Raw genomic sequence first — 24,135 nt, forward strand, 5'->3', positions numbered from 1 at the left:
AAATATATATATGAAAATTAAAAATCTATTTGCGAGTGTGTTCGCAGCGAGTTTGTTGTTTATGACAGCATGTAAGGATGATAACGATGTTATTGTATCAAAAGGAGCTTATGAAGGCGGAATCCTTGTAAGTGTCGAAGGTAGTTTTAATAAAAATCAAGGAGAAGTTTCTTACATTACGCCAGATTTAGCTTCGATGAGCGAAAATATTTTTGCTGCAAATAATAATAAGCAAGTCCTTGGTGATGTTTTACAAACACTTGGTTTTAAGAATGATAAAGCTTATTTGGTTGTTAATAACTCTAATAAAGTTGAGGTTGTCAATCGTTATTCTTTCCAAAAGTTGACGACTTTCCAAGTTGAGCAACCAAGAGCGATTGCATTTAACGGAAACAACATGTACATCACAACTAATAATTTCTTCGGAAAATATGCTCTTAATGTTTTTAATGCAGCGAACAACGCACCAGTTAAAACGATTACTTTTGATAGATACGCAGAGAAAGTAGTTAGCGTTGGTAATTATGTTGTTGTACAAACGGATGGCTCAGCCTATGAAACAACGGAGCCGTATGCAGAAATCCCGTCAGGTCACACGATTACAACGGTTAACGCTGGCACTAACGCAATTGAAAAAACAATTACACTTACAGATGATGGTATCATCAGAGATATGGTTTCTGCAAACGGTTATGCTTATGTGCTTTCTTCTGGTAAAAAAGATTCTTATATTTATGAAATCGATGCAGCTACAGGAAGTTTCAAAAGTTCAAAATTAGCAAATGTTGCTAATGCAGATAAATTAAGATTTGCAGGAGGAAATCTTTACTTTATGGATGGTTCTCGTGGTGTTTATACAAAAGCAACTACTAGTACTGCAGCACCAACTAAGTTGTTCACTTATCCAAGTACAGAAAATCTTTATCCTTATGCTCTTGATATTATCGATGGTAAAATCTACATTGCAGATGTTAACTTCAATTCTTCTAGTAAGGTGATGGTTTATTCAATGACAGGAAGTTTATTAAAATCATTCAGCATGGGTAACGGTGTTAGCGGTTTCTACAAGAACTAAAATTTAGTTTTAAAAATATTAAATGGCGGCAACTTTTCGGAGTTGTCGTTTTTTTTTTGGATTAAATTTTAGAAGCATAGATTTTGCTATTCATTAAAAGCGAGAAATTTGGAGTATTTTTGTATAAATTTTTAAACGATGATTAGGGAGAAAATTGTAATAATAGGAGGTGGCTTTGCTGGTTTGCAATTGGCAAAACAACTGAATGCCGATAGTAACAAAAAAGTTATTTTGATAGATAAGGTTAACCATCACATGTTTCAACCACTGTTTTATCAAGTTGCTAGTGGTCGTATCGAACCTTCTAATATTTCTTTTCCTTTCAGAAAAATTTTTCAACGTTCTCGGAATATTCAGTTTAGAATGACCGAGGTGCAGCGAATTGACACTGCCGAAAATCGTGTAATTTGTGAAGAAGGCACTTTTTCTTACGATAAATTAATAATTGCAACAGGTTGTAAAACCAACTTTTTCGGGAATTCCAAAATGGAAAATTTGACATTTGGAATGAAAAATACACAGGAAGCCATCAGTATCAGAAATCATATTTTGATGACTTTCGAAAAATTAATTATCGAAAAATCTAGAAGTGATGATGGCAACTGGAATATCGTTATCGTTGGTAGTGGTGCAACTGGTGTAGAGTTGGCTGGTGCTTTTGCAGAGATGAAAAACGAAATTCTACCACGCGATTATCCAAACATGAGTTTTGACCATCTAAAGATTATTTTGATTAGCTCGGGCGAAAAACCTTTGGAAGCCATGAGTGTTGAATCTCAGAATAAAGCTGAAGAATATCTTGTCAAGCTTGGTGTGACATTTATGAAAAATGAACGTGTAGTAGATTACGATGGCGAAACGGTTTTCATGCAAAGTGGTAAGACCATTCCTTGTAATAATGTTATTTGGGCAGCTGGTGTAACGGGTAATGTTATTGGAGAATTTGATAAAGAAAATTTAGTCAGAAATCGATATAAAGTTGATCGATACAATCGTGTTATTGGTTTTGATAATATTTTTGCAATTGGTGATATCGCTTATATGGAAACTACAAAATATCCACAAGGTCATCCGCAAGTTGCTAATGTCGCTATTAATCAAGGGAAAAATTTAGGAAAAAATCTTCGTCGCTCGTCGTCTAGTCAATGGACAGAGTTTGAATATGTTGATCGCGGATCGATGGCAACAATTGGTAAACACCGTGCGGTTGTTGATCTTCCGGATCTTAAATTTCAAGGTTTTCTTGCTTGGTATTTCTGGATGTTTCTACATTTGATGCTTATTTTGAGTGTAAGAAATAAAATAGCGATTTTCTTTAACTGGATGTGGAGCTATTTTAATAAAGATTCTTCGCTTCGTTTGATCATCGTTTCTACTAAGAAAAATAATACAGAACAATAATATGAGAATTGATATAATAAGTGTGTTGCCAGATTTGATGCGTAGTCCTTTCGAAACTTCAATTTTGAAACGCGCTATGGAAAAAGGTTTGGCAGAGGTTCACTTTCATAATGTTAGAGATTTTGCAACTAACAAACACCGTCAGATCGATGATGCACCTTATGGCGGTGGAGCTGGTATGGTGATGATGGTTGAACCTTTGGATTTATGTATTTCTAAATTAAAATCCGAACGTCAATATGACGAAATAATCTATATGACGCCTGATGGTGAAACGCTTAATCAAAGAATTGCGAATAAACTTTCGACGGTTGAGAATTTAATTTTCTTGTGTGGTCATTACAAAGGCATTGATCAACGCGTTCGAGATTTACATATTACTAAAGAAATTTCTATTGGTGATTATGTTTTGACGGGGGGCGAATTGGCGGCTTGTGTCTTGGCAGATTCTATCATTAGATTGTTGCCAGGCGTTCTTAATGATGAACAAAGTGCGTTGACAGACAGTTTTCAGGATGACTTGTTATCTTATCCAATCTACACGCGTCCAGATGTGTACAAAGGTCTAGAAGTGCCAAAAGTTCTGTTGAGTGGAAACTTCCAAGCGATTGAAGATTGGCAACATGATGAGGCAATTAGGATTACAACAGAACGTCGTCCCGATTTATTCGAAAAAAAGTAAAATTTTTATTTTTCAACGACACTGTGTTTTATTTGTATATATTATATGTGAAATAAATATTTATTTTGTGTTGATTGATAAATTGTTAATAGTATATTTTTAATTATTTGTATATTTACACTGAAGTTAATTAATAATATTTAATTATTGTGATTTTATTCGCAAAGTTAGTTGAGTTATTTTTTTAAAGATAACTCATTTTTTTTATGAAAATTTTGAATAATATTACACCTAAATGTTTAATTTTAATATTCTTTAAACATGATTTTTATTATAAAAGCATAGATAATTGATTAATATAGATTAATTTCGTAAAGTTTCAACCGTTTTGTAAAAATTAATAATAATGAAAAGTGCTACACTCTATGGTTATCAACTCGACAGCGTTGATAAGGAGATCATCTACATGCTTATGGATAATGCTAAAACATCCTTAGCGCAGATCTCAAAAAATGTTGGTATTTCTACCACCGCGGTACATCAGCGTATCAAAAAACTAGAGCAAGCTGGTGTTATCGAAAATTCAGTTTCATTTCTTAATCCTCGTAAGGTCGGATACAAGGTTGTATCGTACATTGGTGTTTATTTAGAAAAACCAAGTCATTACAAGGATGCTGTGGATGCTTTCAAACAGATTAACGAAATCATCGAAGCGCATTACACGACAGGTAACTACACAGTTTTCTTAAAAGTGCTTTGTAGAGATAATGATCATTTGATGGACATTATCAACCAAATCCAAAGTTTAAAAGGGGTTACAAGAACCGAAACTTTCATCTCTCTGGAGCAAAGTATTAATCGTCAACTTAAAGTTTGATCGATACTTAATAAGATTTTAAGAGTGCACACATGGCGCTCTTTTTTTATCTTTGTACTATTAAATTTTCAACTATGGATATTAAAAAGTATTTAGATTCAACATATCTTAAAACGCCTGCTCAGTCAGGATTAACAGAAGAAGAAACGATTAAAATCGTTAAAAAATTAACTGACGAGGCAATTGATAATCAACTTTTCGCTGTGATGATTCGTCCTGAATATGTATCGGAAATCCGAAATTACATTGACGCTAAAAAAGCAAATGTAATTTTAGGAACTGTAATTGGTTTCCATGAAGGTACGGCTTCTATTGATGAAAAGTTGGCAGAAGCTGAAAAAGCGATTAAAGATGGCGCTAACGAATTAGATTTCGTTATTAATTATGAAGCTTTCAAAAAAGGAGAAACAGATTTAGTGAAAAATGAATTTATTAAATGTACAAAACTTGCTTTAGATAACAGAAAAGTTGCAAAATGGATTATCGAAATCGCTGCTTTAACCGATGAGCAAATTGCTGACATTACTGCTAAAATTTGGATTTGGTCACAAGAGAATTTTTCGGAGACGGATTTCAAAAATATCTTTGTTAAATCATCAACTGGTTTTTATCAAACAGAGGGAGGTAAGCCAAATGGAGCAACTTTTGAAGGAATCAAAATTATGTTAGATAATGCTGGTGAACTTCCTATAAAAGCAGCAGGTGGCGTTAGATCGCACGATGACGCTGTTAAGATGATTGAACTTGGCGTTAAAAGAATCGGCACTTCTTCAGCTTTAGCTTTAACAAAAGATGAAACTTCAAAAGACGGATATTAATAGAGATAAAGTTTTAAACATAAAAAAGCCTCAACATTTGTTGAGGCTTTTGTTTTATCTAGAGTTTTAATTATTGTTTAATAATTTGTGTAACTCTTTGTGTGTTGTCGTCTAATAAATAACGCATTAGATATTTACCAGGACGAAGTTTGTCTAGTCTTACTTCGGCAGCGTTCATGTTAACGCTATATTCCAAAACTTGTACACCAAGAATAGAATAAAAAGTCACAGATCTTATTTTTGACTCATTATCTTTTGCTTTTACAATGATAAAATCTTTCGCTGGGTTAGGATATGCCACCAAAACACCGTCATCACTCTTACTAATTCCTGAGTTGATGCTAAAATTAGCTTTACTAACTTGAGCATTAATCTTAGTAGAAAATGCAAAGGAAAAGCCGATAAAAAATATAAATAGTAAAAATTTCTTCATTTAAATAAACTTTTTTGAAAGTCTAAACACAAATGTATTTAATTCATTTCAATTATACAATAATTATTCCACAATTGTGATGTAAATTTGCAGTAAAATTTTTACTGATGTTTACAAGAAATAGAAGACTTAGATCTAATGCGTCTATTAGAAGTCTAATTCAAGAAACGCAACTTACAACTAACGATTTTGTGTTACCAATGTTCGTCATGGAAGGTAATAGCAAAAAGGAAGCCATTTCTTCAATGCCGGGTGTTTTTCGTCAATCTTTGGACTTAACAGTTCAGCAGGTTAAAGAAAATTATGCGCTAGGCATCAAGGCTATCAACATTTATATGAAGGTTTCGGACAACCTAAAAGATAACACAGGAAAAGAAGCTTGGAATCCGAACGGACTTATGCAAACTGCGATCAAAGCGATAAAAGATGCAGTTCCAGAAGTTATCATTATGCCTGATGTTGCCTTGGATCCGTATTCAATTTATGGTCATGACGGTATCATCAAAAACGGAAAAGTGGACAACGATTCTACTTTGGAAGCGCTTGCCAATATGTCAGTGTCATTGGCAGAAGCTGGCGCGGACATTGTGGCTCCGAGTGACATGATGGACGGTCGTGTGTTGGCAATTCGCGAAGCTTTGGATGAAGCCAATTATACAGATTGCGGAATTTTATCTTACGCCGCCAAATATGCAAGTGCGTTTTACGGACCGTTCCGAAGTGCTTTGGACAGCGCGCCAGTAGATTCGCAAGATATTCCAGAGGATAAAAAAACCTATCAAATGGATTTTCATAATTCTCGTGAAGCAATTACCGAAGTTTTGGATGATGTTGCCGAAGGCGCTGATATTATTATGATAAAACCAGGAATGCCATATTTGGACATCGTTTCTAAAGTTCGCGAAATTATCACGCAACCAATTGCGGTTTACCAAGTAAGCGGCGAATATGCAATGATAAAAGCCGCTGCGCAGAATGGTTGGTTGGACAATGACAAGGTTCTTATCGAAAGTTTGACAAGTATCAAAAGAGCTGGTGCAGATATGATTTTCACTTATGCAGCGCCAGAAGTAGCCAAACTACTTAATAAATAATTTTTTTAGGAGCTTAATCCCGCTGTTCGCTATATCTTTTATAGTGACGCATAGTCGGCTCCGCTACGCTCCGTCGCCTCGCGTCACCACAAAAGGATGTCGCTTCCATCGGGGCTAGGGATTGCGGATACAAAAAAGCCTTTCAGGGTTCTAAACCCTGAAAGGCTTTTTCGTTTACCCTGAGTTTGGGATAAGAAAATTAACGTCAGTTTGAGTAGTTTTCGCAGAAAAGTGTATCGAAAACAAGTTAATTTCCTTACTCACTTTCCGGAGAATCAGTAAGATTATTAGAAAGTTGTTTTTTGTTTTTTAATCCCAACTTTCGGAGTTTCTCAGTTTGAGCGACAAGATTATCATTACCAGTGGAAAGCTGTTTGTAAGCTTCATTATAAGAAGATTGCGCTTGCTCGATATTCTTGCCAATTTTTTCCAGATTGTCCACAAAACCAACAAATTTATCATAAAGCTTTGCGCCGCGATCCGCGATTTCTAAAGCATTTTTATTTTGCGCATCACGCTTCCACAGATCAGCTATTAGTTTGAGCGACGTGATGAGGTTGGTGGGGCTAAGTAATAAAATTCGTTTATCATAAGCGTAATTCCAAAGCTGCGAATCCGCTTGCAAAGCTGCATTGTACGCCGCTTCATTCGGAATAAACATCATCACAAAATCCAAACTTTTGTCATAATCATCATAAGCTTTTAAGCTTAATTCGTTGATGTGTTGTTTTACCGAACGAAGATGTTGCTCTTGCTTAATTTTGAAAATGTCTTTGTCCTCTTGGTTTGCCATTTCGATAAAAGCATTTAATGATACTTTGCTGTCGATAATAACATTGCGATTGTCTGGATATTTAATCAAAGCGTCGGGACGCATTTTTTTTCCAGAAAACTCCGAATATATAGGGTTTTTGGCGTCGTCACGTAATTCGTGTTCGAGGAAGTATTCTCTATTTTTTGCAAGTCCCGATTTTTCCAAAATACTTTCCAAAATCATTTCGCCCCAATTTCCTTGGGTTTTGTTATTACCTTTTAGGGCCTGCGTAAGTTTTTGTGCTTCCTCTGAGATTTGCTGATTTAGAAGTTTTAATTCCGTTACTTTTTCACCAAGCGAAAAGCGTTCTTTAGCTTCTTTATCATAAGTTTCAAAAACAGTTTTCTTTAGCTCGTCAATATTTTTTCCGAATGGTTCAAGAATGGATTTTAGATGTTGTTGATTAAGATTCGTGAATTTTTCTGTTTTTTCTTCTAGAATTTGATTCGCCATTTTCTCAAAATGCAATTTGCTTTGTTCTTGCAATTTTTCGATGTCCTCTTTTTGATTGTTGAGAAGAAGTTTCAGATTTTTGTTTTGCGCAGAAAATTCAGCATTTTGGGCGAATAGATGTTGTTTTTCTTGCTGAATAATGTCTTGTTTATCGAGAAGCTGTTTTAATTCAAATTTAAAATCATCAAGTTGCTGAACTAGATTGATGTTTTCTGCATTTAGCTCAGCTACTTTCTGAAGCTGCAAAAAAGTTTTAGATTCTAGCTCGTCAATTTTTAATTGCAAATCTGCTTTGTGCTTTTCGGATGTTTCTAGATTAGATTTAAGAAAAGAGTTTTCAGATTTTAAGCTTGCAAGATTCTGTTCCATCAAAACAGAATTTTTCGCAGTCTTGGATAGATAATAAAAATGCAAAATCACCGCACCAATTACAAACCCAACTACAACGCCTAAAAGCAGCGACATGACATCCATATTTTATTTTTCGTTTTCTAATTCAATTTTTGATTGTTGTAAAGCTTCTTTTTCCTCTTTGCTAACCTCAGGGAATTTAAGATTCATGTCTTCCAAAGTGTCGATAATAATTTGTAAAGCGGCGAGCCTTGTAAACCATTTTTTGTCCGCTGGGATAACATACCAAGGCGCATAATCGGTATTGGTCTCTTGAATAGCTTCTTCGTATGCTTTCATGTAATCTTCCCAGTAACCGCGTTCTACAACATCACCCGCTTCGAATTTCCAGTTTTTATCTTCTTCGTTGATTCGGTCCAAGAATCTTTGTTTTTGTTCATCTTTAGAAACATTAAGGAAGAATTTAATAATTCTAGTTCCATTATTCGCAAGATGCTTTTCAAAATTTCGGATACTTTCGTAGCGGTTGTCCCAGAATTTTTTGTCAAAATCTTTAACATCATCCCAGACGCGTTCTTTAAGATTGTATTCTGGATGAACTTTACACACCAAAACACTTTCGTATTGAGAGCGATTGAAAATTCCGATTTTTCCTTTCGCCGGAACCGCCAGATAATGTCTCCACAAGAAGTCGTGATCGTATTCTTTAGAACTAGGTGTTTTAAAACTCGTGACTTCGCAACCTTGCGGATTAACCCCACTGAAAACATGCTCTACCAGACTGTCTTTACCCGCAGCATCCATAGCTTGGATAACAATGAGTAAAGATTGACTGCTGTCGGCATATAGTTTTTCTTGTAAATCGTAAAGTTTTTCTTTTTCAGAATTAAGAAGTTTTTCACCTTCTTCTTTTGGAATATCTGCTTTGTAATCGGTCTTGTGATCAGCGATTTTAAAATCTTTTTTACTAGCTAAAAAGTCTTTTGTTGATATAGATTTCATATTCGGTTTTTATGTAAATGTAACAAAAAAACCGCTTGTATAAGCGGTTTTAAAAATCTTTAGTTGAAAAATGTTATTTCTTAACTTCTTCCATTTTAACTGGTGCAGCAAGTTGTACTTGTTGCGCTCTGACTGCTTTTTTAGATTGTGCAGGAGAAGCTTCTTTTACTATTTCAGCCTTCATAGAAGCTGGAGTTGCTTGTAGAGTTTGTACTTGTTGTGTAGCAGCACCAACTTCACCTTTGATCGTTAATACAGATCTAGGATTTTTTGGGTCATTCGAAAATACTTCGATTGGCTTGCTAAAAGCACCTATTAAATTTGTATTATATCCTACTTTAATTTGAGCAGATTTTCCAGGTAAGATTGGATCCTTGCTCCACTCGGGGGTTGTGCATCCACAAGCTGGTTTTACTTCTGTTAGGATTAGTGGCTTATCTCCAGTGTTTTTTACTGTGAAGTATCTGTGACCATCGCTACCTGCAGATACTTTTCCATAATCAAAAACTGTTTTGTCAAATGAGATTGATTGTGCAGAAGCAAGTCCGAAACCTAAAACAGCAACCATTCCTAAAAGTGTCTTTTTCATATTGTTTATCTATTTTGTTAGTTAAAATTCTTGAAAATACTAAGAATCAAAGTTATAAATAAATTTAAATATAACTATAAATAATTTTGTTTATCTTATTTTTGCAAATAATAAGCCAAAAAATTATTAATAATGCAGATTGCAGACAAATATAATCCTCAAGAGACAGAACAAAAATGGTATAACTACTGGATAGATAACAAATATTTTCATTCGACACCAGATGATAGACCTCCTTACACAATTGTAATTCCTCCACCGAATGTAACGGGGATTCTTCACATGGGACACATGTTGAACAATACAATTCAGGATGTGTTGGTGAGACGTGCAAGAATGCAAGGTTTCAATGCGTGCTGGGTACCAGGGACAGATCATGCTTCTATCGCAACCGAGGCTAAAGTTGTTGCTAAACTAAAAGAGCAAGAGATCTCTAAAGCAGATATCGGAAGAGAAGAATTCTTAAAACATGCTTGGGATTGGACACATCAATATGGTGGGACAATTTTGGAGCAGCTTAAAAAATTAGGATGTTCTTGTGATTGGGATCGTACAAGATTCACAATGGAGGATAATTTGTCAAAATCGGTTATTAAAGTTTTTGTAGATCTTTACAATAAAGGCTTAATCTACAGAGGTTACAAAATGATCAACTGGGATCCTGAGGCGAAAACAAACATCTCGGATGAGGAAGTTATCTTTAAAGAACAACAAGGGAAATTATTTTATCTCAAATATAAAATCCAAGGTTCAGAAGATTTCGTGACGGTTGCTACAACCCGTCCAGAAACTATTTTTGGAGACGTTGCAGTTTGTGTTAATCCTAATGATGAGCGTTACCATGCTTTAAAAGGGAAAAAACTGATTGTACCAATCGTTAATCGCGAAATTCCTATCATAGAAGATGAGTATGTTGATATCGAATTCGGGACTGGTGCTTTGAAGATTACGCCAGCTCACGATCTTAACGACTACGAAATTGGTAAAAAACACGACTTGCCAATCATCGATTCTATGGATAATGATGCTAATCTTAATGATCACGGATTACATTATGCTGGCAAAAATAGATTTGTTGTTAGAAAAGAAATCGTTAAAGAACTTGATGAAAAAGGTCTTTTATTAAAAGCGGAAGATTATACTAATAAAGTAGGAACTTCAGAAAGAACAGATGCTGTTATCGAACCTAAAATTTCGGTACAATGGTTCTTGAAAATGGCATCATTAGCAAAGCCAGCTTTGGATGTTGTGATGGAGGATGAGGTTAAGTTTTATCCTGAAAAGTTTAAAAACACTTATCGTCACTGGATGGAGAATGTACATGATTGGAATATTTCTCGTCAGCTTTGGTGGGGGCAACAGATTCCAGCTTTCTATTACGGAACAGGTGAAAATGACTTTGTTGTCGCTGAGACGATAGAAGAAGCCTTAGTTTTAGCCAAACAAAAAACGAATAACCAACAACTGACAATTGTAGATTTACGACAAGATGAAGATGCGTTGGATACTTGGTTTTCGTCGTGGTTGTGGCCAATTTCTGTTTTCGAAGGGATCTTAGAACCAAATAATAAAGACATTAATTACTATTATCCAACTTCGGATTTGGTGACTGGTCCAGATATTATTTTCTTCTGGGTTGCGAGAATGGTAATGGCTGGTCTAGAATATAGAAAGGAAATTCCGTTTAAGAATGTTTATTTCACAGGAATTGTACGTGACAAGCAACGTCGAAAGATGTCAAAATCTTTAGGAAATTCTCCAGATCCAATCGAATTAATTGATAAATATGGCGCAGACGGTGTTCGTGTAGGTATTTTATTAAGTTCTGCGGCAGGTAACGATTTGTTGTTTGACGAAGATTTGATGTTGCAAGGACGTAATTTCGCTACCAAAATTTGGAATGCATTTAAGCTTACACAAACTTGGACAAAAGATGTTAACATAAAGGCAAACGATGCCGATACGCAAGCAATTAATTGGTTTGAGCAACAACTGGCGAAAAGTATTTTAGAAATGGAAGATCATTTCTCAAAATTCCGTATTTCGGATGCGCTTCACGTGTTGTACAAGTTGATTTGGGATGATTTCTGCTCATGGTATCTAGAAGCGGTTAAGCCAAACTATGGTGATGCAATTAGCCAGGAAGTTTATGATAAAACAATCACTTGTTTTGAAGAATTAATGAAGTTGTTGCATCCATTTATGCCTTTCTTATCAGAAGAAGTTTGGCATATTATCAGCGACAGAAGTATAGATGAAGCATTGATTATTACACAACAGAAAAAAGTTGATGGTTTTGATGAAGCTTTAATTTCTAAGTTTGATTTTGCTAAAGAAGTGATTTCTGGTGTTAGAAATTATAGACAATCAAAAGGAATTTCGCCAAGAGAAGAAGTTGAAATTTTTACAAATTCGTCTGAATTTGCTAATCAAGCTGTCATTCTAAAATTGGCTAATTTGCGAGAAATTCATTTCAGTCAAAAAACGGATAAGCCAAGTTTTAGTTTCTTAGTTGGTGCAACAGAATGTGCAATCCCGTTAAGTGAGAACTTAGATCTAGGCGAAGAAAAAGAAAAAACGGAGGAAGAAATTAAATATTTAAAAGGTTTCTTAATCTCTGTTGAGAAGAAATTGTCAAACGAAAAATTCATGGCTGGTGCGCCACAACAAGTTGTTGATAACGAGCTTAAAAAACAACGCGACGCGATGGATAAGATTGCAATTTTAGAAGAAAAATTAAAAACATTATAATACTTAAGAATTATTCTTTACTTTCACAAGAATGAATCATATAGAAAATATCACGAAATTATTTTCAAAATCACATGTAGAAAATCCGCTTCTAGAAAGCTTTGAGGCGGGTTTTTTACATATTTCGTCAGGAAGATTGGTGGCTTGCGATCCAGTGGTTACGCCAGATAAGACAGCTTTCAACCAATTATTTCCGAAAGGCGATTTTCCAGTGATAATACATAAAGAAGCGAGTAGTAATTGCATTGCATATTCGGAAATTGTCTTTGCAGATGACAAAGTCAATACTTGGGTTATGGCTTTGTGCGATGATCAAAAACTAGAAGATTTAGAAAATGGAGAAATTTTTGGTTTTCCAGTAGAATCAGGAATGGCAGGATTGATGGATTTTGACACGCAGAAAAAAGTTAATGAATATGAGCAAGAGCTTTTCCAAAAGAAAGGTGCTGATTTTATGGGACTTTACGAAGAGTTTTTCCATAGTTATTTTTATGATAGCAATGGGGCAATCGATCAATTTGCAATGATGAAGCCTTATCCAGAAGAACCTAATAATCTTTTAGCTTTCGAAGCCGGTTATGGCGAAGGTTTTTACGCGTCGTACATTGGATATAATAAAGATAAGCAACCTGTTAGACTTATTACTGAATTTATAGAAATTCAATAAACGTTAAAGCATGATAAAAGTAACACAAAAACATCCTTTGATAGTTGTTGTTGGAAGTTCTTCAATAGATTTTGTTTTAGAAACTTCCAAAATTCCGCAAGCTAATGACACTATTTTGGCATCCGAATCCAAAAGTTTTCTTGGAGGAAAAGGCGCAAACCAAGCAATAGCGACGGCAAGACTTGGTGCTAATGTCTATTTGGTGAGTTGTGTCGGGATGGATCCTTATGGACAACAAGTTATTAGAAACCTCAATGATGAGGGCGTTAATGTGGCATTTATCAATGAGACCGACGAGCCAACGGGCACGGCTTATGTAACGACTTCTGCCGAAGGCAATGCGATTGTTGTTATTCCTGGAGCTAATTACAAATTAGGAAAACGTTATATTGACGAAGCAGATCGTTTTATTCAAAATGCGGATTTGGTTTTAATGCAAATGGAAATTCCGGCAGAAACCATCAATTATGTTGCAGAAAAGTGTAAGAAATATTCTAAAAAATTAGGTGTCTATGCCGCACCAGCAGCGCAACTTTCTCAAGAAGTTGTTGAGGCGGCGACTTTTATCGTTGCTAAAAATCATGATGTTAAAAACGTCTTCGGCGATGTGCCTGTAGAAAGCATGATGAAGAGTCTTCCTAATAAATTATTTTTGCGTGATGATGCCAATTCTACAAGTTATTATGATGGCGCAGAAATGAAATACTTCCGCGAAAATCCTAGTCAAATGGTCAACAAAATGGGAATGGGCGATGCCTTTACTTCTGGTTTTGCAATTGCACTTTTACATCAAAATAACATTGAAGATTGTGTGAAGTTTGGTAATAAAATTGCCCTTCGCGCGGCTAGTCAACTAGATTCTCAAAAAGGTCTTCCTAATCTTAAGGAGATCAAATAGCCACATCTAATGCAAGAAGTATTAATAAAAGCTGAGGATGGATATCTGTTAGCCGCAACCTTATTTGTGCCCGAAATTGATAAGAAAAAAATTTTGATTATTAATTCAGCAACGGGTGTTAAGCAGCAAATGTATTTTGGATTCGCACAGTTTCTCGCGCAGAACGGAATAACGGTAATCACTTACGATTACCGCGGAATAGGTTTGTCAAAACCTAAGAAGATGAAAGGTTTTTCTGCAACAATGAGAGATTGGGGCAACCTCGATTACAAAGCAGTGACAGAATATGTTATTAAGCATTATTCTGATTCTTCTAAATATAGTCTAGGTCACAGTGTTGGCGCTTTAATCTTAGGAATGAATGCGTATTCTGACGTTTTCGAAAAATTGTTTTTTATAGCGACGCAAAATGCCTACGTTGGTCATCTCAATTTTAAAACCAAAATTTCGGCTTATTTAGGTTTTGGGATTATGCAGCCTTTGTCAACTAAATTATTCGGTTATTTCCCCGCGCATCGCTTTGGATTGGGCGAGAGTCTTCCAGCAGGCGTTGGTTATGATTGGCGCAATTTAATTTTAAAACAAAAGTCAACCGATTATTTATTAGAGAATTCAAAAGTTGATATTTCTAAAAATATTTCTAAAAAAGTTTTCGTTCTTTATGCCGAAGATGATGCTTGGTTAACCAAAACAGGCGTAGAATCTTTATTAAAAAGTACGTATCCAAAACTGCAACCCGAATATCATTTAATAAAAGTTAAAGATTCGGAAGTCGGGAATATTGGACATGTCAACTTTTTCAGAAGCTATAATCAAAAGTTGTGGAGTATTATTTCCAACCGAATTAATTAAAGAGAAAATGAGTCAAATTATTGATAAAACCACAGATTTTGTAAAAGAAAAACTACAAGGCGCAGAAGCTGGACACGATTGGTACCATATAGAACGCGTTTGGAAATTGTCAAAAAAAATTTCCGAAAACGAAACTTGTGATGCCGAAATGGTTGAGTTGGGCGCTTTGTTACACGATATTGCCGATCCCAAATTCCATAACGGCGATGAAACTCTCGCGCCAAAAGTGGCAACCGAATTTTTACAATCTTTAAATTTCCCAAGCGACCGCATCGAAAAAGTTGTTTTTATCATCAATAATGTTTCATTTAAAAACACACATGAAGCGCCAGAACATCTTCCGATCGAGCTAAAAATTGTACAAGATGCTGATCGTATCGACGCTATTGGAGCTATTGGTATTGCGAGAACATTTAATTTTGGAGGTTTTAAAAACAACTTAATGTACGATCCTAATATTCCGCCGCAAGTTGGAATGTCAAAAGAAGAATACAAAAAATCGAATGGGACAACCATTAATCATTTTTACGAAAAATTGTTATTGCTAAAAGATTTGTTGAATACCGATTCTGCAAAGGAAATTGCCAAAGAGCGTCACCAGTTTATGTTAAGCTTTTTGGATCAATTTTATAAAGAATGGAATGTCGACTAAGCTCTAGTTTCAAAAGCTTTCTTATCTTTGCAATATGTATTTAATAATATTTCTGATTTTCTTGTCGTTATGCGCTGCCTTAGTTTTGTCTTTGCACAAAAAAGGTCGGTTTGCGGTTGTAAGCAAGATTCTTAGATTTGTTATTGTTGTTGGGAGTATTGCTTATTTTGCATATTGGTTTGTCGAAAAAAGTCTAAGCCAATTTCTAGAAAATTCGATGGCGGTACAAGTTATCAACCATCTTCCGCAGCCGTTGGATTTTTATGTTGTTCGTGTGTCGGATAAAGATGAAAACAACGAAAAATACCTTTCTAAACATATTGGAAGAATTCGCCCAGATTTTTATCGCATAGAATATCTTAATATGCAAAAGTCAAATGAGTTTTGGATCGTCGGTTATCTTAACAAGTCGAGACTAGCTTATTTTTCGCAACATGCCGTTGCAGAAGGCAATCGTGACCAGATTGTAGAAGTACGCAACTATATTAATCAAAGTCAGAAATTGTCAAGTATTGCTTCGGATCAAGTTGGTATTTTGAAGTATGACAACATGAAAATTAGTATTTGGGTAACGCTAGATTTATTGCTAATTTTCCTTAATTCAGTTTTGCTTTTTAGGCGAAAATAAAACTGATTCTGTCTATTACAAACAAATTTAAATTTTATTAAAATCAAACTTTCTAGCACAGATTTTGTGCGGAAATTTTATACTATGAATATACAAGCAAAATTAGAATTAGGTAACCAAGCCTTTCTCAATTGGAGAAAAATAAGTTTTGAAGAACGTCAAAAATTGTTTTCAAAAATGGGTGAATTGATGAGGTCGGATGTTGACAAATATGCGGTTACCATTACTAAAGAAATGCACAAGCCGATTACCCAATCGATTGCCGAAATCAATAAAACTGCAGGTATGCTCGACTATTACGCGAATTGCGAAAATGTTTTTGTACCTGAAAAAATCGAAACCGAATTTAATGTTTCCGAAGTTCATCATGCACCACTTGGGATTATTTTGGGTGTTATGCCTTGGAATTTTCCTTTCTGGCAAGTGTTGAGATTTGCGGTTCCAGCAATTTTAGCAGGAAATGTTGTTGTTCTTAAACATGCTTCTATTTGTTTTGGAACCGGACGATTAATCGAAGAATTGTTTGTGCAAGCAGGTTTTCCTAAAGCAGTATTTCAAAATTTTGAAATTGGACATAAAGAGATTCAAGAGATTTTAGAAAGTCCTTATGTGCAAGGTGTAAGCTTGACAGGTAGTGGAAAAGCGGGTGGCGAAGTGGCATCAATTGCTGGTAAAAATATTAAAAGATCGGTTTTAGAATTGGGTGGTAGCGATGCTTATATTGTGTTGGACGATGCCGAAATTTTAAAAGCTGCCAAAGAAGCGCCTCGCGGAAAACTTCAAAATACAGGTCAAGTTTGTAATGCTGCAAAACGTTTCTTAGTTCAAAAATCTGTGGAAAATGAGTTTATTCCTGCTTTTGTAGAGGAATATAAAACCTATGTTCCTGCCGATCCAATGGATAAAAACACGCGTATTTCTAAAATGGCTAGAAAAGATTTGGCTGACGAATTATTGGCGCAATATGATAAAGCCATTGCAAATGGAGCTGAAATTGTCTTGCCTTTAGAAAGACTTTCTGATCAAGAATTAAAACCTGGAATCATCAAAGTAAAAGCTGGAAATCCAATTCTTCAAGAGGAATTGTTTGGTCCTTTGGCAATGTTGATGGTTGGCGAAACGGATGAAGAATTACTGACTTTGGCTAATGATATTCCGTTTGGATTAGGAAATGCGATTTGGACGAAAGATAAAAAACGTGCGCAATTCTTTATTGATAATTTAGATTCTGGTACAGTTTCTATTAACAAATCTACAAGTTCTGATGCTAGATTGCCGTTTGGAGGCGCAAAACAATCTGGTTACGGTGTAGAGCTTTCGACGGTTGCACTTAAAGAATTTACAATTACAAAAACTATTGTTGGGAATATTTAATTAATCTTTTTCTGAATTAAATATTTTTAAAATAAGATTAAAATAAATTCGGCGCCAGTTTGGGCGCCGAATCTTTTTATAAAAGTTGGTAACTTGTACCGTCTCTGCTATCTTTTAGCTCGATACCTTGCTCCAAAAGTTGATCTCGAATTTGATCTGACAAATCAAAATTCTTTGCTTTTCTCGCTTGATTTCTTAGATCGATAAGAACTTTTAAAGCTTGATCTAATTTTTCACTATTATTTTCTTCAACATTTTGTAAGCCCAAAACTTCGAAAACAATATCATGAACAAATTGCTTTAATGTATCCAAATCCGCTTGGTTAATCGTTTCTTTTTTATCTTTAATAGCGAATATTGTTTTAACAATTTCGAAAAGATTAGCAATAACAATTGGACTGTTAAAGTCGTCTAATAAAGCCTCTACAACTTTAGTTTTCAGTTCTTCAACATTAATGCTCGACGTTGCTGAAGCTTCCAAATTATCCAAAGATTTTACGGCTTCCATTAATCTATTAAAACCTTTTTCGCTAGCCAACATCGCCTCGTTAGAGATGTCTAAAACACTTCTGTAATGTGCTTGCATAAAGCAAAATCTCAACACACTCGGATGGAAAGCTTTCTCAAAGAAATTGTTATTTCCTGTAATCAATTCCATCGGAAGAATGTAGTTACCCGTCGATTTTGACATACGTTGACCATTCATCGTTAGCATATTGGCGTGCATCCAATATTTCACAGGTTCTTCACCATTGCAAGCTTTTCCTTGTGCGATTTCACACTCGTGATGCGGAAATTTAAGATCCATTCCGCCACCGTGGATGTCAAATTGATTACCAAGATATTTGGTGCTCATTGCAGTACATTCGAGATGCCAACCTGGGAAGCCTTCTCCCCAAGGCGAAATCCACTTCATAATATGTTGTGGCGAAGCATTTTTCCAAAGCGCAAAATCTTGTGGATTTTTCTTTTCATGTTGCCCGTCTAGGTCACGCGTGTTGGCGAAAAGTTCTTCGATATTACGACGAGATAATTCGCCGTAGTTAAGTCCTCGTTTATTATATTCCAAAACATCAAAATAAACAGAACCATTACTTTCGTAAGCAAATCCTTTTTCGATAAGGGTTTTGGTTAATTCTATTTGTTCAACAATATGTCCAGTTGCTGTCGGTTCAATTGTCGGTGGCAAAAGATTGAATTTTTTAAGTACATCATGAAAATCGACAGTGTATTTTTGTACGATTTCCATTGGTTCTAATTTTTCTAAACGCGATTGTTTGATGAATCTATCGTTGTTAATGTCGCCATCGTCCGTCAAATGCCCGGCATCGGTAATGTTGCGAACATAACGAACTTTGTAACCCAAAAACATCAAACTTCGGTAGATGAAATCAAAAGATAAAAATGTTCGAACATTACCTAAATGTACGTTGCTGTAGACAGTTGGTCCGCAGACATACATCCCAACATTTTCAGGTAAAATCGGTTCGAAAATTTCTTTTTCTCCAGTTAAGGAGTTATATATTTTAAGTTGCATTGTTTAGTTTTAAAAGATTTTAAATTCAAAAATTAATAATTGTTTTTAATATGAAATTTCATCAACAACAAATAATTGTCGTGATGAAAATTTTACTTAATACTTTTTTGAATTTTATCATTTTTTTATTTAATCTAGTTTCGCATGGCTTCCTACATAATGTAAGAACTCTTGACGTGTGATTGGATTGGTACGAAAAATTCCGCTTAATTCTGCTGTTATCGTCGAACTCGCCGTGTCTTTAATGCCACGACAATTAACGCAAAGGTGTTTGGCATCGATGATACACGCAACATCTTTAGTACCCAAAGCTATTTTAAGCGCCTCAACAATTTGCATGGTTAATCGTTCTTGTACTTGTGGTCTTTTGGCGTAATAATCTACAATTCTATTAATTTTAGAAAGACCAATCACTTCACCATTGGAGATGTATGCGACATGCGCTCGACCAATAATCGGTAAGAAATGATGTTCGCAAAAAGAATAAACTGTAATGTCTTTTTCAACAAGCATTTGACGATACTTGTATTTATTAGAAAAAGTCGAAATACCAGGTTTGTTCTCAGGAAGAAGACCTCCGAAAATTTCGTTAACATACATTTTGGCAACACGCTTTGGCGAATCTTTAAGAGAATCGTCGGTCATGTCAAGTCCCAAAGTCTGCATTATTTCACCAAAAAGTCCTTGGATTTTTTCAATTTTCTCATCTGGACTTAATGCAAAAGCATCTTCTCGAAGTGGTGTATGTTCTTTACCTGTGAAAAGGTCATCGTCATTATCAAAATGTTCCGTCATTTCTAAAAACTAATTATAATAAGCAAAATTAGGAAAAATTATACTTTTTGTGACTAAAAGCATCGGCTTATTAAAATTTTATTGTAGCTTTAATATTATAAAAGACTTCAAATATTAAACTAACTGATAATCTTTCCGTTGTGTTTTTATGGAAAGGGAATTACAAAATTTAATTATTTTGAATTGAAATTTTATATATTTGCACCAAATTAACATTAATTAAAATTAAATACTATGTCAGACATTGCATCAAGAGTAAAAGCTATCATCGCTGATAAGCTTGACGTTGAAGAAACAGAAGTGACTCCAGAGGCTAGCTTCACTAACGATTTAGGAGCAGATTCTTTGGATACTGTAGAATTGATTATGGAATTCGAAAAAGAATTTAACATTCAGATTCCAGACGATCAAGCAGAAAAAATTACTACTGTAGGTCACGCTATCGCTTACATCGAGGAAGTAGTTAACAAATAATATTTTCTAACGAATTAATTAGAAATTATAAAAAATTATATGGAATTAAAAAGAGTAGTTGTTACAGGTTTTGGTGCCATTACACCGATAGGAAATAATGCAAAAGAATATTGGGACAGTCTTGTAAAAGGTGAGAGCGGAGCCGCTCCCATTACTCTTTTTGATTCCACTAATTTTAAAACGAAGTTCGCTTGCGAAGTCAAAAGCTTTAATCCATTGGATCATTTTGACAAAAAAGAGGCGAAAAAAATGGACAGAAACTCACAATTCGGTCAAGTTGCAGCACGCGAAGCGATTGCACATAGCCGTATTATCGAAGATTCTGTTGACAAAAATAGAGTAGGTGTTATATGGGGTTCGGGTATTGGCGGACTAGAAACTTTTGAAACAGAAGTTGTTGGTTGGGCTAATTCTCAAAATATTCCTAGATTCAATCCTTTCTTTATTCCTAAAATGATTGCTGATATTACACCTGGTAATATCTCTATCGAGTTTGGATTCCACGGTCCTAACTATACAACCGTTTCGGCTTGTGCTTCGTCTGCTAATGCACTTATCGATGCAAGAATGCTTATTCAATTGGGTAAAGCTGATGTTATCGTTTGTGGTGGATCAGAAGCTGCTGTTACAGCAAGTGGTATGGGAGGATTTAACGCTTTAATGGCGCTTTCTACAAGAAATGATGATCCAAAAACGGCTTCAAGACCTTTTGACAAAGACAGAGATGGTTTTGTACTAGGTGAAGGTGCTGGTTGTATCATTCTTGAAGAATATGACCACGCTGTTAAGAGAGGCGCAACGATTTATGCAGAATTAGCTGGAGGTGGACTTAGTGCAGATGCACACCACATGACAGCTCCACATCCTGAAGGATTGGGCGCTTATCTTGTAATGAAAAATTGTTTGGAAGATGCAGGACTTACTGCTGACGATGTGGACCATATCAATATGCATGGTACATCTACGCCGTTAGGAGATATTGCAGAATCTAGTGCAATTGCAAAATTACTAGGCGAGCATGCTTATGATATTAATCTTAATTCTACTAAGTCGATGACAGGTCACCTTTTAGGTGCAGCTGGTGTTATCGAAGCTATTGCGACTATTGGTACTATTATCCATGGGATTATTCCTCCGACGATTAATCACTTTACAGATGATGAAAAGATCGACGCGAGATTAGACTTTACTTTTAACGAAGCAGTTCATAAAGAAGTGAATGTTGCTATGAGCAATACATTCGGATTCGGTGGACATAACGCTTGTGTACTTTTCAAAAAAATCTAAATTATTATGGAGTTGAAGAATTTACTTTCTAAATTCCTAATAAAAAGAAAAACCAACGGACTTTCTCAAAGAGATTCTAAATTTCAAAAAGAGGTATCTGACCTTGTCGGCTACCAGGTTAACAATCTTGAAGTCTTTCGAGAGGCTTTTTCATTAAAAGTTTCTGGAAAAAATTCTGAGAAAAAAAACTACGAAAGATTGGAGTTTTTGGGCGATTCTGTATTGGGTTCGATTATTTCTTGTTACTTATTTCAAAGGTATCCAGAGGCTAATGAAGGTTTTCTAACGCAAATGAAATCCAAAATCGTTAACCGCAAAAACCTTAATAAACTGGGTGACGAACTTGGTTTACCAAAACTAATTTTTGCTGATAATAGTGTCACATTGAGTGAGAATATTGCAGGAAATCTTTTGGAAGCTTTTGTTGGCGCATTATTTTTGGATGTCGAGTACGAAGCTTGTAAAAAAATTGTTCTTGAAAAACTACTTCCACCAGAAGAAATCAACAAGCTCGAAAACAAAATTATCAGTTACAAAGGTCTTCTGCTAGAGTGGAGCCAAAAGAAAAAACTTTCTATTAAGTACGAAACTTGTGAAGAACATCTAGTTGGCAAGCAGATTGCATTCCGTTGTAATGTTTGGCTAGAGGACGAAAAAATTGCTAATGCATCGGAGACATCAAAGAAGAAGGCCGAAGAAAAAGCAGCGCAGCGTGCGTTCTACATGTTAAATAAAAAAGAACAAATTATTGAAAAGCAAAAAACTATTTCTTGATTTTGAAGAAGAAGAATGCATCGATGTTGGATTGATGCGTATTGCTAGTAATTTGCCGCATTTCGAAGTTTTTTTTCACTTAAATAATTTTAATACTTTCAACCTAAAAAGGAGCGAAGATATCGTTTTCGAAGGTGTGTATAATGATTATTTTTTTGAGTGTTATGAAGCTTATGACAAATCTAACAAAAACTGTTGGAAGTTAATTTCTAACAAGTCCATCTCAACAATATTTAAAAAGGAACAAAGTCAGCTTTTCCAAGATGAAGAAGATGTAAAATTTTTATTAAATGATCATCATGACGTTGATTATATTGTTAAATCGTCGGATTCATTTGCGGATTTTTCAGTAATTTTGCTGCCGGAAAAGTTGTTCTTTCCAATACAAGAGTTCGAGTTGTCTGCAGATACAGAGCTCTATCAAATAATTCAATATTATGAATAAAAATTTAAAAAAGACAAAAATCATCGCAACCCTTGGCCCAGCGTCTTCTGACAAAGAAACGATGATCCAAATGGTAAAAGCGGGTGTTGATGTTTTCAGAATAAATTTCTCACATGCCGATTACGATCTTGTAAAACGTAATGTCGACATTATCCGCGAAATCAATCAAGAATATGGTTACTCGGTAGCTATTCTTGGAGATTTGCAAGGTCCAAAACTTCGTGTTGGTGTTGTTAAAGAAGGTTCTTTCCTTAATCCTGGAGATGTTTTGACTTTTACTAATGAAAAAGTTGAAGGCGATTCTACAAAAGTCTATATGACATATGAGAAATTTCCGCAGGATGTAAAAGTAGGAGAAAGAATCCTTATTGACGATGGGAAGTTGGTTTTAGAAGTTATCGAAACTAATGAAAAAGATACCGTTAAAGCAAAAACCATCCAAGGTGGGCCTCTGAGTTCTAAAAAAGGGGTAAATCTTCCTAACACAAATGTTTCTCTTCCTGCATTAACAGAGAAAGATATTCAGGATGCTAACTTTATGTTGGATTTAGAATTTGACTGGATTGCATTGTCTTTTGTTCGTCACGCACAAGATATTAAAGATTTAAAAATTTTAATAGAAAACCATCCGACCAACAATATTAAAACACCAATTATCGCTAAGATTGAAAAACCAGAAGGTGTTAAAAACATTGACGAAATCCTTATTGAATGTGATGGATTGATGGTTGCTCGGGGAGATCTTGGTGTAGAAGTACCAATGGAGCAAGTCCCTGTTATTCAAAAGAATTTGGTGCATAAAGCAAGATTGTATTCAAAACCTGTTATTATTGCGACGCAAATGATGGAAACGATGATTACAAGTCTTACGCCTACAAGAGCAGAAGTTAACGACGTTGCTAACTCTGTTATGGACGGCGCGGATGCGGTAATGCTATCAGGAGAAACTTCGGTTGGTAAATATCCAGTTGATGTTATTAAAAACATGACGAAGATTGTTAAAACAACTGAAACGACGCATCTTTATGCAAAACAAAATGTTCCTTTGGAAGAAAAAATTAATTGTGTTGATGATCGTTTCGTAACAGATATGGTTTGTCGTTCGGCGGTTGATATCGTTAGAAATGCTGGTGCAGAAGCGATTATTACGTTGACATCATCAGGTTATACAGCATTCCAAATTTCAGCACACAGACCAGATGCTCATATCATCGTTTTTAGCTCAAATAGACGCGTTATCACGATGTTGAATTTACTTTGGGGCGTTCGTGCTTTCTACTATGATATGCAAAAGTCTACAGACGAAACGGTAATTCAGGTTAATATGTTGGCGCATAATTATGGTTTTGTAGAGCAAGGTGATTTTGTCATCAATCTCAATGCGATGCCGGTGCATTATGGTGGTAAAACCAATACGTTAAGACTAACAACAATATAATGAAAGCCCCAATTTTGGGGCTTTTTTCTTAAAA

At 35.2% G+C, this 24,135-nt stretch carries 24 protein-coding genes; 18 read left to right on the top strand and 6 right to left on the bottom strand.

The genetic code is table 11. The annotated features are described in order from the left end of the window. Window positions 1-10: 10 nt before the first annotated feature. The 5 genes from AC23MB_RS08585 (at window position 11) to deoC (ending at window position 4,793) form a co-directional block, all read left to right on the top strand. The gene (locus AC23MB_RS08585; protein WP_487787004.1) at window positions 11-1,075 is read left to right on the top strand and encodes a DUF5074 domain-containing protein; all 1,065 of its coding nucleotides are present in this window, start codon (window positions 11-13) and stop codon (window positions 1,073-1,075) included. Window positions 1,076-1,213: 138 nt separating this feature from the next. Beyond that, window positions 1,214-2,476, top strand: coding sequence for an NAD(P)/FAD-dependent oxidoreductase (locus AC23MB_RS08590; RefSeq protein ID WP_487787005.1), 1,263 nt, complete (start codon window positions 1,214-1,216; stop codon window positions 2,474-2,476). Between the two features lies 1 nt (window position 2,477). Further along, window positions 2,478-3,158 (top strand): tRNA (guanosine(37)-N1)-methyltransferase TrmD, encoded by a 681-nt coding sequence (gene trmD, locus AC23MB_RS08595; RefSeq protein WP_312321902.1) that lies wholly within the window; start codon window positions 2,478-2,480, stop codon window positions 3,156-3,158. 346 nt (window positions 3,159-3,504) lie between these two features. Continuing rightward, window positions 3,505-3,975, top strand: coding sequence for an Lrp/AsnC family transcriptional regulator (locus tag AC23MB_RS08600; RefSeq protein WP_487787006.1), 471 nt, complete (start codon window positions 3,505-3,507; stop codon window positions 3,973-3,975). Window positions 3,976-4,049: 74 nt separating this feature from the next. After that, window positions 4,050-4,793, top strand: coding sequence for a deoxyribose-phosphate aldolase (gene deoC / locus AC23MB_RS08605; protein WP_313030809.1), 744 nt, complete (start codon window positions 4,050-4,052; stop codon window positions 4,791-4,793). A gap of 70 nt (window positions 4,794-4,863) precedes the next feature. On the opposite strand, the gene AC23MB_RS08610 is transcribed toward deoC, so the two are convergent. Further along, window positions 4,864-5,226 (bottom strand): T9SS type A sorting domain-containing protein, encoded by a 363-nt coding sequence (locus tag AC23MB_RS08610; RefSeq protein ID WP_313030807.1) that lies wholly within the window; start codon window positions 5,224-5,226, stop codon window positions 4,864-4,866. 107 nt (window positions 5,227-5,333) lie between these two features. Between AC23MB_RS08610 and hemB the strand changes: the two genes are divergently transcribed. Next, window positions 5,334-6,320: a porphobilinogen synthase gene (hemB, locus tag AC23MB_RS08615; protein WP_487787007.1), complete on the top strand. Its 987-nt coding sequence runs from the start codon at window positions 5,334-5,336 to the stop codon at window positions 6,318-6,320. A 256-nt stretch (window positions 6,321-6,576) separates the two neighbouring features. On the opposite strand, the gene AC23MB_RS08620 is transcribed toward hemB, so the two are convergent. From AC23MB_RS08620 to AC23MB_RS08630, 3 genes are all read right to left on the bottom strand, one after another. Beyond that, on the bottom strand, window positions 6,577-8,052 hold the full coding sequence (locus tag AC23MB_RS08620; protein ID WP_487787008.1) for a DNA recombination protein RmuC: 1,476 nt from the start codon (window positions 8,050-8,052) through the stop codon (window positions 6,577-6,579). 12 nt (window positions 8,053-8,064) lie between these two features. After that, window positions 8,065-8,940 (bottom strand): polyphosphate kinase 2 family protein, encoded by an 876-nt coding sequence (locus tag AC23MB_RS08625; RefSeq protein WP_487787009.1) that lies wholly within the window; start codon window positions 8,938-8,940, stop codon window positions 8,065-8,067. 73 nt (window positions 8,941-9,013) lie between these two features. Next, complete coding sequence (locus AC23MB_RS08630; RefSeq protein WP_487787010.1) at window positions 9,014-9,529, bottom strand: DUF1573 domain-containing protein; 516 nt, start codon at window positions 9,527-9,529, stop codon at window positions 9,014-9,016. A gap of 132 nt (window positions 9,530-9,661) precedes the next feature. Here AC23MB_RS08630 and AC23MB_RS08635 point away from each other — a divergent pair, with 132 nt between their 5' ends. The 7 genes from AC23MB_RS08635 (at window position 9,662) to AC23MB_RS08665 (ending at window position 17,351) form a co-directional block, all read left to right on the top strand. After that, window positions 9,662-12,280 (top strand): valine--tRNA ligase, encoded by a 2,619-nt coding sequence (locus tag AC23MB_RS08635; protein ID WP_487787011.1) that lies wholly within the window; start codon window positions 9,662-9,664, stop codon window positions 12,278-12,280. Window positions 12,281-12,311: 31 nt separating this feature from the next. Further along, window positions 12,312-12,947, top strand: coding sequence for a DUF4241 domain-containing protein (locus tag AC23MB_RS08640; RefSeq protein ID WP_409508502.1), 636 nt, complete (start codon window positions 12,312-12,314; stop codon window positions 12,945-12,947). A 10-nt stretch (window positions 12,948-12,957) separates the two neighbouring features. Next, entirely contained in the window at window positions 12,958-13,845 is an 888-nt protein-coding gene (locus tag AC23MB_RS08645) for a PfkB family carbohydrate kinase (protein ID WP_487787012.1), read from the top strand. Window positions 13,846-13,854: 9 nt separating this feature from the next. Continuing rightward, window positions 13,855-14,697, top strand: a complete 843-nt coding sequence (locus AC23MB_RS08650) for an alpha/beta hydrolase family protein (protein ID WP_487787013.1) — start codon at window positions 13,855-13,857, stop codon at window positions 14,695-14,697. Between the two features lie 7 nt (window positions 14,698-14,704). Next, window positions 14,705-15,349, top strand: a complete 645-nt coding sequence (locus AC23MB_RS08655; RefSeq protein ID WP_487787014.1) for an HD domain-containing protein — start codon at window positions 14,705-14,707, stop codon at window positions 15,347-15,349. A gap of 34 nt (window positions 15,350-15,383) precedes the next feature. After that, window positions 15,384-15,977: a hypothetical protein gene (locus tag AC23MB_RS08660; RefSeq protein ID WP_487787015.1), complete on the top strand. Its 594-nt coding sequence runs from the start codon at window positions 15,384-15,386 to the stop codon at window positions 15,975-15,977. Between the two features lie 84 nt (window positions 15,978-16,061). Further along, window positions 16,062-17,351 carry an aldehyde dehydrogenase family protein gene (locus tag AC23MB_RS08665; RefSeq protein ID WP_487787016.1) on the top strand — a complete coding sequence of 430 codons (1,290 nt, stop codon included), beginning with the start codon at window positions 16,062-16,064 and terminating at the stop codon, window positions 17,349-17,351. Window positions 17,352-17,427: 76 nt separating this feature from the next. On the opposite strand, the gene cysS is transcribed toward AC23MB_RS08665, so the two are convergent. Together cysS and folE are read right to left on the bottom strand one after the other, a co-directional pair. After that, on the bottom strand, window positions 17,428-18,888 hold the full coding sequence (gene cysS / locus AC23MB_RS08670) for a cysteine--tRNA ligase (protein ID WP_487787017.1): 1,461 nt from the start codon (window positions 18,886-18,888) through the stop codon (window positions 17,428-17,430). A gap of 129 nt (window positions 18,889-19,017) precedes the next feature. Further along, window positions 19,018-19,683, bottom strand: coding sequence for a GTP cyclohydrolase I FolE (gene folE / locus AC23MB_RS08675; RefSeq protein WP_487787018.1), 666 nt, complete (start codon window positions 19,681-19,683; stop codon window positions 19,018-19,020). Between the two features lie 234 nt (window positions 19,684-19,917). On the opposite strand from folE, the gene AC23MB_RS08680 reads away from it, so the two are divergent. From AC23MB_RS08680 to pyk, 5 genes are read left to right on the top strand one after another with little or no spacing between them, the layout of a single operon-like run. Next, window positions 19,918-20,157: an acyl carrier protein gene (locus AC23MB_RS08680; protein ID WP_002976354.1), complete on the top strand. Its 240-nt coding sequence runs from the start codon at window positions 19,918-19,920 to the stop codon at window positions 20,155-20,157. 39 nt (window positions 20,158-20,196) lie between these two features. Then, window positions 20,197-21,444 (top strand): beta-ketoacyl-ACP synthase II, encoded by a 1,248-nt coding sequence (gene fabF, locus AC23MB_RS08685; protein ID WP_487787019.1) that lies wholly within the window; start codon window positions 20,197-20,199, stop codon window positions 21,442-21,444. Window positions 21,445-21,450: 6 nt separating this feature from the next. Then, window positions 21,451-22,218, top strand: a complete 768-nt coding sequence (gene rnc, locus AC23MB_RS08690) for a ribonuclease III (protein ID WP_312323358.1) — start codon at window positions 21,451-21,453, stop codon at window positions 22,216-22,218. Then, the gene (locus AC23MB_RS08695; RefSeq protein ID WP_312323359.1) at window positions 22,193-22,663 is read left to right on the top strand and encodes an IPExxxVDY family protein; all 471 of its coding nucleotides are present in this window, start codon (window positions 22,193-22,195) and stop codon (window positions 22,661-22,663) included. Before rnc ends, AC23MB_RS08695 begins: the two co-directional genes overlap by 26 nt. Next, entirely contained in the window at window positions 22,656-24,101 is a 1,446-nt protein-coding gene (pyk, locus tag AC23MB_RS08700; RefSeq protein WP_312323360.1) for a pyruvate kinase, read from the top strand. Before AC23MB_RS08695 ends, pyk begins: the two co-directional genes overlap by 8 nt. Window positions 24,102-24,135 lie beyond the last annotated feature (34 nt).

This window comes from Soonwooa sp. T0.1_25 (assembly GCF_057652215.1).